The sequence below is a fragment of the Pseudoxanthomonas daejeonensis genome (assembly GCF_010093205.1).
GTDB classification, from domain to species: Bacteria; Pseudomonadota; Gammaproteobacteria; order Xanthomonadales; family Xanthomonadaceae; genus Pseudoxanthomonas; species Pseudoxanthomonas daejeonensis.
The window spans coordinates 22121-34674 of record NZ_PDWN01000002.1; the positions used below are offsets into that span (position 1 = coordinate 22121).

9 protein-coding genes are annotated in these 12554 nt (G+C 67.1%); 1 reads left to right on the top strand and 8 read right to left on the bottom strand.

The window, feature by feature from the left end:
- Positions 1–61 precede the first annotated feature (61 nt).
- On the top strand, positions 62–1918 hold the full coding sequence (locus CSC65_RS01770) for a tetratricopeptide repeat-containing sulfotransferase family protein (RefSeq protein WP_162408269.1): 1857 nt from the start codon (positions 62–64) through the stop codon (positions 1916–1918).
- Here the strand turns inward: CSC65_RS01770 and CSC65_RS01775 are convergent.
- The 8 genes from CSC65_RS01775 to CSC65_RS01810 all read right to left on the bottom strand — a co-directional run bounded on the left by CSC65_RS01775 (position 1846) and on the right by CSC65_RS01810 (position 12523).
- On the bottom strand, positions 1846–2838 hold the full coding sequence (locus CSC65_RS01775) for a class I SAM-dependent methyltransferase (protein ID WP_162408270.1): 993 nt from the start codon (positions 2836–2838) through the stop codon (positions 1846–1848). The genes CSC65_RS01770 and CSC65_RS01775 overlap by 73 nt on opposite strands.
- 144 nt (positions 2839–2982) lie before the next feature.
- A complete protein-coding gene (locus CSC65_RS01780) occupies positions 2983–5595 on the bottom strand; it encodes a TonB-dependent receptor plug domain-containing protein (RefSeq protein ID WP_162408271.1) in 2613 nt (870 codons plus the stop codon).
- A gap of 460 nt (positions 5596–6055) precedes the next feature.
- Complete coding sequence (locus CSC65_RS01785; protein WP_162408272.1) at positions 6056–7285, bottom strand: ABC transporter permease; 1230 nt, start codon at positions 7283–7285, stop codon at positions 6056–6058.
- A complete protein-coding gene (locus CSC65_RS01790; RefSeq protein ID WP_162408273.1) occupies positions 7282–8013 on the bottom strand; it encodes an ABC transporter ATP-binding protein in 732 nt (243 codons plus the stop codon). Before CSC65_RS01790 ends, CSC65_RS01785 begins: the two co-directional genes overlap by 4 nt.
- Positions 8010–9512, bottom strand: a complete 1503-nt coding sequence (locus CSC65_RS01795; protein WP_238390239.1) for an efflux RND transporter periplasmic adaptor subunit — start codon at positions 9510–9512, stop codon at positions 8010–8012. The genes CSC65_RS01790 and CSC65_RS01795 overlap by 4 nt, the downstream gene beginning before the upstream one ends.
- A 103-nt stretch (positions 9513–9615) precedes the next feature.
- Complete coding sequence (locus CSC65_RS01800) at positions 9616–10941, bottom strand: sensor histidine kinase (protein ID WP_162408275.1); 1326 nt, start codon at positions 10939–10941, stop codon at positions 9616–9618.
- A 126-nt stretch (positions 10942–11067) separates the two neighbouring features.
- On the bottom strand, positions 11068–11787 hold the full coding sequence (locus CSC65_RS01805; RefSeq protein ID WP_162408276.1) for a response regulator transcription factor: 720 nt from the start codon (positions 11785–11787) through the stop codon (positions 11068–11070).
- Between the two features lie 97 nt (positions 11788–11884).
- Complete coding sequence (locus CSC65_RS01810; RefSeq protein ID WP_238390240.1) at positions 11885–12523, bottom strand: arylesterase; 639 nt, start codon at positions 12521–12523, stop codon at positions 11885–11887.
- Between the last annotated feature and the right edge of the window lie 31 nt (positions 12524–12554).

A 12554-nucleotide genomic window follows, 5' to 3' on the forward strand; every position in this document is an offset into this window, starting at 1 on the left:
CGAACGGCACATCGGGACGATCCGGCGATAATGTCTGTCCTGCAGCGCGGACAGACCACCAATGCATCCCTCCAGCCCCATTTCCGGCACCCTGCGGCAAGCTGCGCTTCTGGAGCGCGACGGCAAGGTGGATGCCGCCCTGCGCCTGCTGAAGCAGCCGGGCATCGTGGATCCGGGAGATGCGGATGCGCACCGGCAGGTGGCCCAGGTAGCCATGCGACTGGGCGATGCGGAAATGGCGATCGTGCACATGCGGCATGCGACGGACCTGATGCCGGGCGATCCGGCCACCCGCTTCCAGTTCGCCTGCCTGCTCGCCCATGAAGGGCGGCACGCGGATGCGGTGACCCACTTCCAGCACAGCCTCGAGCGCGCGCCGGGCAACGCCCAGGGATGGCACCTCCTCGGCATTGCCCTGCAGCGCCTGGCACGCCATGGCGACGCCCTCCAGGCGTTGCGCCGCGCATACGGGCTGGCCCCGGACAACGTCCGCACGCTGGAGGCACTGGCAGAGTCGGAGTTCCATGCTGGCTATCCGGAGGACGCGTTACCACTCTGGCGGCAGTTGCTCACGGCCCGACCGGACGATGCCCATGTGGTCCTGCGCACATCGGAGACGCTCAACCGGCTCGGCCGGCACGGCGAAGCCCAGGCGATGCTGCGTGAAGCGACCACCCGCCATCCGCAGACCGGAGATCTGTGGATGGCCCTGGCACAGACCGAGGAAGACGTCGGCGACCGGGATGCAGCGCGCTCGGCCTATCGCGCGGCACTCGTGGAGCATCCCGGCTGGGCGCCGCCGGTCAGCGGGTTGCTCGGGCTGGACCGGGGCAAGGCCGACGACACCCTGGTCGCGCAGGCACAGGAATTGATGGCGCAAGCCGACCTCCCCGACGCTGACCGGGCACTGATCGGCTACGAGCTCGGCAAGGTCCTGGATGGGCGCGGCCTGCATGCGGACGCGATCGGATGCTGGCACCAGGCCAATGCCGCGCGCCGGCGCATGACCGGCCCCGGCGACGTGGCCGCGTTCGAACGCAATGCAGCCCATACGATGGCCACGCTGACGCGCGCCCGGCTCGACGCCCGTCACGCACGCTGGTCGGGCAATCCCGATCCTCGCCCGCTGTTCATCGTCGGCATGCCCCGCAGCGGCACCACCCTCACCGAGCAGATCCTGGCGGCGCATCCCGCCGGTCACGGCGGCGGCGAACTGCCCGACATCGCCCTGATCGCACGCAACCTGCGCAGCGGCCCCGCGACGCGCGATGCGTGGCCCGATTCGATCGACGCGCTCCCCGACAACCTGCTGGAAGCGGCGGCGCAACGCTATCTGCGTGCCGCCACGCGGGAGGCATCGCCCGATGCGTTGCGCCTGGTCGACAAGGCTCCGTTGAACTTCTTCCACCTGGGCCTGATCGCGCTGCTTTTTCCCCGCGCCAGGGTGATCTGGTGCAGGCGCGATCCGCGCGATATCGCGGTGTCGGTCTATGGGGAGAATTTCTCGCTGGACGAAAAGCTCGCCACCGACCTGGAAGACATCGGCCACTACATCAATACCCAGGTCCGCCTGATGCGGCACTGGCAGGCGTCGCTTTCGATACCGATCCTCGAACTGGACTACGAGCAGCTGGCGACCCGACCGGAGGAGCAGGCGCGTCGACTGATCGAGTTCGCGGGCCTTCCATGGGACCCCGCCTGCCTGGAGTTCCATCGCAGCGAACGCGGCGTGCAGACGCCAAGCCGGTGGCAGGTCAAGCAGCCGGTCTACACCCGCTCCATCGGTCGCTGGCGCAACTACGAGCAGGCGCTCGGACCGCTGCTCGCAGCGCTTGCGGAAGACGCTTACACGTCGCCGGTCGCCGGACTTCCCGACGGCGTGGAAACCAGCGACCAGGCCAACACGCCCTCGGATTGACTCAACTCGCGGCATTCAACGGAGCTGCCTGGCCTGGCCGACTGCAACTGTTCGCGCAGTTGCTCCACCTGCGAGCGATCCAGCGCATGCGACACCATCTCGGCCGTCCGCAACCTGCCCCGTTCGAGTTCTCCGCGGTAGGCATCGAGGTCGGCCAGCACGGAAGCGGCGTTCCCGGCCCTCACACTGGCGAGCAAGCGGTGGACCTCCTCGCGCGCCTCGAGGAGCAGGTCAGGCGCCAGTGACGCATGGGCCGCGGCAGCCAGCGCTTCCATCGCATGGTTGTAACAGTCGCGCGCTCGCGACGCCGCCACCGGATCGCTGGCAGGCACGCCCGACCTCGCCCGCGCGATCCATGGAATCGCGTCGTGCGCGGCATGCATCAGGCCGTCCTCCGCCACCAGCCTCGCATGGTGGCCGAGTTCCTCGCGCCCTACCTTGACCAGTACCGAACCCGCGTGGTGCATCACGAACGCGATATGCGCCTGCGGCCGCGCGACACGCTGGCATTCCGCCAACGCGCGGGCACGATCGGCATACTCGAATCCGAACTGGCTGACTACGCCGTCGAAAGACGCATCGGCGAAAGGCAATGCCTCGATGCGCACCGCGGAATGGAATCGCACTCCACCGTGCAGGGATGGCTCGTGCCAGGCCGGCGCCAGTTCCGCCAGGTCAACCGCATCGATATCGGCGGCATCCTTGCGCAGCTCCCACAGCATGTGCGGCAACGGCCCGTTGCCGGTCGCCAGGTCGAGCAACCTGCCGGACGGCGGGAATCGGCCGAAGAAGCCACGCCAGAAGCCCGCGATCGCGCCCCCATAGTTGTTCCCGTAGCTCGTGGCACAGGAATGCATGCGCCCGCTGGACCAATAGGCGGACCACGCTGCGCGACGCGTGCTGTCGTCACTGGAACTCATCGAAAACTCCGGCGTGTCTTGAGATCAGCATGGCGGCGATCGACAGGCATGCCAAGTGATGCCGTCGTCGCGGGAAAGCGTACAAAAAAAGAAGGCCCCGTTTCCGGGGCCTTCCAGTTACCGCAGTCGTTCAACTATCAACTATCAGAACGTCTGGGTGTAGCGCAGGTAGATCGTACGGCCGTAAGCGTCGTACAGGTAGATCGTACGGCCGTAAGCGTCGTACAGGTAGAAGTTCCACGGACGGCCGTCGAACGCCTTCAGCTCCGGATAGCGATCACCCACGTTGGTGGCACCGATCGCGACCTTGCCGTTCCACGGAGCGCTCCATGCAACCTGGACGTCGTTGGTGGCGTAACCGCCAACCCGCGTACCCGCGGCGCCACTGGCGGTGCGCGGATTCTGCTGGCCAGCGATGTAGTTGACGTTCCAGGTGAAGGCCCAGTCGCCAAACGCCCAGTCGTTGGCCAGACCGGCACGCAGATCCGGGTAACCGTGACGGCCGGCGTACTCGATGACTTCGCCGTTGATCGTGGTCACGTCGTACTTGTTGATGTACGAAACGGTCAGACGGTTCTGCAGGCGACCCGCGCTGCCGAAATCGAAGTCCGTGTTGGCACGGAAGTCGAGGCCGTCGGTCTCCAGGTCACCCTCGTTGGCGTAACCAGCGGTGATTTCGCGGATGCTGCCGTCGGCACGACGGGTGATGCTCAGGCCGGCCGGGATCGTGCCGTAATTGGCCGGATCCACGTCCATGTTGATGATGTCCTGGGCGCCGATCTGCGAGATCGTGTCCTCAACCGTGATGTTGTAGTAGTCCAGGCTCAGGTCCAGCCAGTCGACCGGGTCATACACCACGCCGATGCTGAACTGGTCGGACTGCTCCGAGGACAGCGCCGGATTGGCGATGAAGTAGGTATCGACCTGCAGCTGGCAGGTGGACGGCTCGGCCTGCGCAAGGCAGGACGCCACGTCGTTGACCGGCTCGGCCGAGAACGAACGGGCCTGGGTCAGGATGTCCAGACCGGGAGCCTTGAAGCCCTGGCCGTACGAAGCACGGAAGGTCAGGTTGTCCAGCGGCTGCCAGCGGGCGGCGATCTTCGGCGAGAAGTCGTTGCCGTAGTCGCTGTACTTGTCGTAACGGCCGGCCAGGGTGATGTCGAACGAGCTGGTGAACGGCAGCAGCCACTCGAAGTAGGCCGAGGTCACGTCGCGACCACCGCCCGAGGAACCACCCGAGGAACCCAGCACCACGCCCGCCTGCGACAGCGAGTCGTAGACGTCCTGGAAGCGGTCTTCGCGGTATTCCGCACCGACCACGGCGTTGGAGATGCCGCCGCCCATTTCGAACAGGTCGAAGTTGACGTTGGCGAAGTACTCGGCGCTCTTGTAGAACGAGTTGCGGCCGATCGTGGCGGTGAAGCCCTTCAGGGTCTCCGGCGTCGCGCCGAACGGATCGGTGATCATGTAATCACCTTCGTTCGCAGCCTGCTGGGCGAGGCTGGCGATCACGTAGCCGTTTCCGGTCTCGATGTACTTGTAGCTGGTGCGACGCGCGCCGAAGTCGACCGAAATCGTGTCGGTCAGCTGGCCCTGGAAGCCCACCAGGAAGTCGTTGTTGGTGGTGTCCGTGAAGTTGTCACGGTTACCGGCCGCGGCGAAGCGGTGGTAGAAGTAGGTCGGACGGCCGTCGCCCGGGCCACCCATCACGCCACCGTTGATGTCGTTCGGCGTGCCGTCTTCGACGCGGATCACGCCCGGGACCGGCGCGTAACGACCGAAGGTCTCGACCTTGGTGGTGGTCGCCGTCATGTAGACGGTCCAGTCGTCGTTGATCTGGTAGTCGCCGCGGACGAAGACCGAGGTGTTGTCGACCGCAGCGTCGTTGGCCGCGACCGAGTTGAAGTCGAACGAGCAGCGGCCGTTCGACTGGGTCCAGAAGCCGTTGTCGTTGCAGGCGAAGCCCGGGACCGGCGCGATGGCGCCGGCAGTTCCGGTCGGGTTGGTCCAGGCGTAGTAGTTGTTGCCGTAGACCGACACGCCCAGCGTGTCGCCGCCGATCTGGTCGCGGGTGTAGACCATGCCGCGGCTGGAGTGCGAAGCGCCACCGATCAGGCGGCCACGGTCGCTGGCGGTACCGAAGACAGCCGAAACGTCTTCCAGGTCGCCGCCGGTGACGGCGGTGGAACCGTAGCCGTAACGCAGCTCGGCACCGTTGAAGTCCTTGCGCAGGATGATGTTGACCACACCACCGATCGCGTCGGAGCCGTACACGGCCGAAGCGCCGTCGGACAGCACTTCGATGCGCTCGACGGCAGCCAGCGGGATGGCATTGAGGTCGGAGCCCGAGGAGGCCGACATCGGGTTGGTCGGGGCGCGACGGCCGTCGATCAGGACCAGCGTACGGCCCGAACCCAGACCACGCAGGTCGACCGAAGCCAGCGACTGGGCGGAGCTGCCCGACTGCGGCTTGAAGTTGCCGAAGGAAGCGAAGGTGCTGTCACGCAGCACATCGGCCACCGACACGTCACCGCTGGCATCGATCGACGCACGGTCGATCACGATGACCGGCACGGCGCCTTCGATGTCGGCGCGCTTCAGGCGCGAACCGGTAACTTCGATGCGGTCGAGGGTCTTGGCCTCGGCGTCTTCGGTGGCGTCCTGGGCGAACGCGGCCGGTGCAACGACGGCGGCGGCAAGACCGGCCACCAGGCCGAAGCGCACGGACTCGCTCAGCGGATTACGGTTGAACTTCATCATTCTCTCTCCAGCTTTAAAGAGGGTCCCGACGCTTGTGCCAGCATCAAGAATTTGGGTTGCCGGATGGGGAGGGAGCCCGATCCAGCTGTTCCGGAAGTTAGCAATTCCTTAATTTTGTCGCAAGGGTGCGTTATCGACTCATTTGCAACCAATGCGACTGAACCAGAATTTCCTTGCCAATTAGCAACATACGGATTTGGCTCGGCGTTTCGTCTTCCCTATTCATTTTCGAGGCACGAAATCGGAGTTTGCGAATCACCGGGGTTTGCGCGCGACAGCGGCCCATGCGGACCCCACTGGAGCGACTGTGGTTGCATCTGATTCAGACCATGCGAGGCAGCGCCGTCCACGCCGCCGCAGGCGCGCAACGCAGCCCAGCCTCATTCGCCAGCCCGCGCACTGCTGCGACGCAACATCACCACCGCGCTGACGCGGCTCGCGCGTCTGCCGCGCTCCCCTACTGCCGCAGCGCCTCGATCGGATCCAGCTGCGAAGCCTTGCGCGCCGGGTAGTAACCGAAGAACAACCCGGTCGCCACCGAGAACGCCGCGGCCAGGGTGATGACCCTGCTGTTGAGCTCGATCGGAAGCTCGGTGTTGTACTGGCCGACCAGCAACGCGCCAGCGATACCGAACGCGATGCCGAGCACGCCACCACCGAGCGACAGCAGCATGGCTTCAGCGAGGAACTGCCGGCGCACATCCGAAGGCCCGGCCCCGACCGCCAGGCGCAGTCCGATTTCGCGAATCCGCTCCGTCACCGACACCAGCATGATGTTCATGATGCCGATGCCGCCCACGATCAGCGAGATCGTGGCCACCGCACCGAGCAACCACGACATCTGACGCGTGGTCTGGGTGCGCGTGGCCACCAGCTGGGAAACGTTGCGGACCTGGAAGTCGTCGGCATCACCCGGCTCGATCCGGTGGCGCTGGCGCAGCAGCGATTCCACCTCGCCCTGCACATAGGCCAGGTCGCGCGCATCGGCGACGGCCAGTGACACATCCATCACCGACCCGGGCGGAAGCCCCATGCCTGACAGGCGCCGCCTTGCGGTGTCCAGCGGCACCATCACCACGTCGTCCTGATCGCGACCGAAGCCGCTCATGCCCTTCGGTGCAAGCGTGCCGGTCACGGTGAAATTGGTACGGCCGATACGCACGGTTTCACCGATGCCGGTGCCGCCGCCGAACAGTTCGCGGCGGACAGTCTCGCCGAGGATCACCACCTTCTCGCCGCCGTACTGCTGCGGCTCGAACGCGGCGCCGTTGGCGATCTGCCATCCGTTGATCTGCAGGAAGTCCGGCTGGATGCCCTGCCAGCTGGTCGCCCAGTTGTTTTCGGCGAAGACCACCTGGTTGCTGCCGCGCAGCGAGCCGGAAACGTACTGCACCTCGGGGATCTCCTCGCGGATCGCCTCGATGTCGCCCTCGGTCAGGGTAAAGAAGCTGCTCGCGCTCATCCGCACGCCGCCCATCGCGCGCTGGCCCTGCGGACCGATATCCAGTTTCTGCGCGCCCAGCCCGGCCAGCTGGCGATCGATCTCGGCCTGCGTGCCCTGCCCGACCGAGACCATGATGATCACCGCGGCGATGCCGATGATGACGCCCAGCGAAGTCAGCGCGCTGCGCATCCAGTTGCCGCGAAGCGCGAACACCGCGGTACGCAGGATGTCCAGGAAACTCATGCGGCCACCTCGTCGTGCGAAGCCTCGTGGAGTTCGCCGTCACGCATCACGCAGATGCGGTCGGCATGCGCGGCGACATGCGAGTCGTGGGTGATCAGCACCACCGTGTGGCCGTCGTCGCGCAGGCGCTTGAACAGGGCCAGGATTTCCTCGCCGGTACGACTGTCCAGCGCGCCGGTCGGCTCGTCGGCGAGCAGCACTGGCGGGTTGTTGATCAGCGCGCGGGCAATGGCCACGCGCTGCTGCTGCCCACCGGAAAGTGCGTTGGGCCTGTGGTCGACGCGCGCACCCAGGCCTACCGCCTCCAGCGCGACGCGCGCGCGATCGCGCCGTTCGCCGGGGGGAACCCGGGCGTAGCCCAGCGGCATGGCGACATTGTCCAGCGCACTCATCCTCGGTAACAGGTTGAAGCCCTGGAACACGAAACCGATCTTGTCGCGTCGCAGCGCCGCCAGCTCTTCGGCATCCAGGGTCGCCACGTCCACGCCGTCGCACAGGTACTGGCCGGCCGTGGGCGTGTCCAGGCAACCGATCAGGTTCATCAGCGTCGACTTGCCCGAACCTGACGGGCCCATGATCGCGATGAATTCGCCAGCCGCCACGCTCAGGTCGACGTTCCTCAGCGCGACCACCTCGGCTTCGCTGCCGGGCGAATAGACCTTGCCCAGGCCGAGCGTGCGTATCACCGGAACCGCTGCGGGAGCGGTGGCTGCGGACGCCGCACTCATTGCGCGCTCGCCCGCTCGCCGGTAACCAGCTGGTCGCCTTCCTTCACGCCGCCGGAGATCTCGGTGCTGGTGCCGTCGCTGGCGCCCAGGCGCACCTGGACCGGCACCGGCTTGCCCGACTCCAGCCGATAGACCGTTACCCGGCGCGCGCTGGACAGGCTGGACAGCTGGCGCTGGACCGCCTGCCGCTGCGATTCGTCCAGGGTGCCGAGGAAGGTGGCGAAATTCTGCTGGAAACGCTCCAGCATCCGCTGCCGCATCTGGCCGCTGGCACCGGCGCCCTGGCCACCGCGCTGGACCATCATCGGCCCCTGCGGCATGCCGCTGCCGGCGCGCTGCGCTGTCTGCAGCGCCGCTTCCATCGCCTTGCGCATCTCCTCCTGGCGCGCGCGCGCGGCGTTGGCATCGGCATCGAAAGCCGCCTGCTGCTGCGGGGTCAACTGCAGGGTTGCGACGAAAGCGGTCAGGTCGTCGATCATGCCCGTGCCACCGCCGCGCATGCCGGACGGCATCGCGGCCGCCGCTCCGCCCGCCGCGCCCTGGTCGGTGGGTTTGAAGCGCAGCGCGGCGTTGGCCACCTTCAGCACGCCGTCGCGGCGGCTCACCTCGATCTCGGCGTTGACGGTCAGGCCTGGAAGCAAGGTACCGTCGCTATTGTCCACGGCCACCACCACCGGGTAGGTCACCACGTTATTGCTGGTGGTCGCCGCCAGCCGCACCTGCTGCACCTCGCCACGGAACTGCCGGTCCGGAAAGGCGTCGACGGTGAAGGACACGCCCTGCCCCGTCTCGACCTGGCCGATGTCGGCCTCGTCCACCGCCAGCTCGATCTTCATCTGCGCCAGGTCTTCGGCGATGGTGAACAGCTCCGGCGCCTGCAGGCTCGCGGCCACGGTCTGGCCCGGCTCGATGCTGCGGGTCAGGACCACGCCGTCCACCGGCGAACGGATCACCGTGCGGTCCAGGTTGACCCGCGTGGTCTGGGTGGCCGCGGCCTGCTGCTGGATCTGCGCCTGCGCCGAGGCGACCTGGGCGTTGGCCTGGTCAAGCGCCGCCTTGGCCAGATCGACGTCGCTGCGAGCGACCAGCTGGCGCTGCACGAGTTCGGCCTTGCGCTGGTAGTCCAGCGCCGCATTGCGCTGGGTCGCCTGGGCCTGGCTGAGGCTGGCCCGGGCACTGGCGACCTGGGCGTTGCCCTGAGCGATCTGCGCTTCGTAGGTCTTCGGGTCGATCCGGGCCAGCACCTGGCCCCGTGTCACCCGGTCGTTGAAATCCACCAGGATCTCGGTCACCTGCCCGGAAATCTGGCTGCCCACGGTCACCGTGGAGGTCGCGCTGAGCGTGCCGGTAGAAGAGATCGCCACGCGGATGTTGCCGCGCTCGACCGGTGCCGTGCGGAACGCACCCTCGGCACCGGCGGACTGATGTTGCCGCCAGAACCAGATTCCCGCACCGAGCAGGGCCAGCACTGCGATCGCGCCACCCGCACGGAGCAGCATGGAACGGGAACGGGAAACCTGGGGACGGGACGGTCGGCTCATGCGCGCAACTTGAATGGGGGTCGCACACTCTAACGCGCGGGATGGCGCCGGGTTGACCGGCTCAGGCAGCCGTCGTGCCCGTTGCGGGCGCCGTGGGCAACGCACCACCCGTCGGAGGTGCGAAGCGGATGCGCGCCACCGTGCCGGTATCCAGGGTGCTGTCCAGACTGATCGTCCAGCCGAAGCGTTCGCACAGGCGCAGGACGATCGACAGGCCCAGCCCGGTGCCCAGCGGGCGTTCCGGCGCGGCCCGGTAGAAAGGTTCGAACGCCCGCGCCAGCGCGTCGGGAGCCATGCCGATGCCGGTGTCGCTCACCACCACGCTGTCCGCCTCGATGGTGACCGTCACCGTGCCCCGGTCGGTGTAGCTGCAGGCGTTGCGCAACAGGTTCCCCACCACGACGTGCAGCACCCGCGGGGGCGCATACAGCTGGGGCCGGGCAACGCAATCCACTTCCAGCGTGACCGGCTTGTCGCCAAGCAGGGCACGGGCGCTGTCAGCCTCCTCCTGCACCACTTCGCAAACCTGGAACCACTCGCTCTGCGGCTCGATGTCCGAGTCGCGCGCCAGGATCAGGAATGCGTCGATCACCGCCTCCATGTCGCGCCCCGAGCGCTGGATACGCTGCAGGCTGCGGACCACGCGTTGCGGCACGTCCGCCTCGTCCAGGGCCATGTCGCTGGCGACCCGGATCACGGTCAGTGGCGTACGCAGCTCGTGGCTGGCATCACGGGTGAAGTTGCGTTCGCGCTCGAGCTGGGCCTCGACCCGTCCGCCCAGCGAATGCAGCGCCCGCGCCAATTGCCTGGCCTCACCCTCCATGTCGGCCGGCAGGCGCTCGGGCGCTAGGGCGGCGATGTCGGGATGCCGTGGATCCCAGCGCGACACCTGCCGCGCCAGCCAGGCGACCGGCGACACCATGCGCTTGGACGCCTTGTAAGTCAGCCAGGTCGCACCGTAGATCGCGAACAGCGCCAGCATCGCCGGCAACACCGCGAACCACACCGCCACGCGCGTGGCCTGGTCGCGCAGGTACACAAGATAGAGGGTGCCCGCTTCCTGGCGGTCGACCCATACCAGCTGGCCGTCGCTGGCCAGTTCGTGGAAGCCGGGCGTCAAGGGCCGCAGGTTCGCCGGCAGGGAGAGGTTGGAGTAACCGGCCTCGACCAGGTAGCCGCGCAGGGCGAAGTTGTTGGGCGGTGGCTGCGCGGGCGACGCCTGGTACAGCTGCCAGTAGTGCGCCGCTTCGTCCTGCAGCGTGGCCTGGATGAAACTGTACTTGTACAGCGTAGCCACGACGTAGAAAGCGACGAGGATCGCCAGGCTCGCCATCACCATCTGCACGATGAAGGCGATCCTGATCTTCCTTGGCAGGCCGTGTGGCATCGATACGGGGTTCGAACGAGGCTGCCGAGTGTAGGCAGGAACGGATCGCCCCGGCGTGATTGCCGGGGCGATTCCCTGCCGGGCGTCGCCGTTGTTGCATGGCGCCGCGCCGCTCATTGGCCTGGATCAGTTGGCAGCGACCGGCTGGGCGATATCGGCCACGCGGTAGCCGGCGCTCTGCACGGTATGCAGGAGCGGGCGCTCGAATGGCTTGTCGATCACCTTGCGCAGGTTGTACAGGTGGCTGCGCAGCGTGTCCGAATCAGGCAGGCTGTTGCCCCAGATCTCGCGCTCGATCTCCTGGCGGCTCACCACCCGGGGCGATTCGCGCATCAGGATGGTCAGCAGCTTCAGCCCGATCGGCGACAGCTGCAGTTCGTTGTCGCCACGCGTGACGCGCATGCTCACCGGGTCGAGCACCAGGTCGGCCACGGTCAACACTTCCGAACCGACCTGGCGGCGCTCACGGCGGATCAGGGCGCGCAAACGCGCCTCCAGCTCCTGGATCGCGAACGGCTTGGTCAGGTAATCGTCGGCCCCGTGGCTCAGGCCGGTGAGCTTGTCGTCCAGGGTGTCGCGCGCGGTCAGCATCAGCACCGGGGTGGACTTGCGCGCGTCACTGCGCAGGCGCCGGCAGACCTCGATGCCATCCAGCCGCGGCAGCATCAGGTCCAGCACGACCGCGTCGTAGCTGTTCTCGGCAGCCAGGCGATATCCATCCAGGCCATCGGCGGCGTAGTCGACCTCGAACCCGCGGCTTTCCAGATACTCGCCGATCATCTCGGAAATGTTCCGGTTGTCCTCGACCACCAGCACCAGTCCCGAGGTTTCTTTGCCCTGACGCATGTGTCCGCTCCGTGTTTTCAGCTTTGTGAAGCGTGCCCAAGAACCGGTAGATGGCATGTGAAGGCGGCCGAACGGCGGACGCTGCTTCAACCACCGTTCAGAGCAGCGGCTCCAGCGCCGGCCAGACGTTCTCCAGCAACCGCGGCTGGGCCTTCGCCGTCGGATGCAGGCCGTCGGCCTGCATCAGGCCCGGTTGCAGGGCGACGCCTTCGAGAAAGAACGGCACCAGCCCGGCGGCGTGGGCGGCCGAGAGCTCGGCGTAGCTGCGCCGCAGCCGTTCGCGGTAGGCCGGGCCATAGTTGGGCGGGACATCGATACCCAGCAGCAGCACCTTGGCGCCGGCATCGTCGGCCAGCACCAGCATCCGCTCCAGGTTGCCGCGCAGCTGCGCGGGGCTGAGTCCGCGCAAGGCGTCGTTCCCGCCCAGTTCGATCAGCAGCACCGACGGCCGGTGCTTCTCGAGCAATGCGGGCAACCGGACCAGCGCTCCGGCGGTGGTCTCCCCGCTGATGCTGGCGTTGACCACTTTCGGCGGGGAGGCGACCTCGGCGGCGATGCGCCGCTCAAGCAGGCTGACCCAGCCCGAGCCGGCAGGTATGTTGTGTTCTGCACTGAGGCTGTCGCCCAGTACCAGGACCGGACCTCTGGCACAGGCCAGCACCGGCGCCAGCAGCGATCCTGCCAGCAGCAGCGCGCAGGCCAGCCCTCTTCGCATCGAACCCGTCTCGAACCGCATTCCTGGAGTCTCCCATCGATACACGATCGCC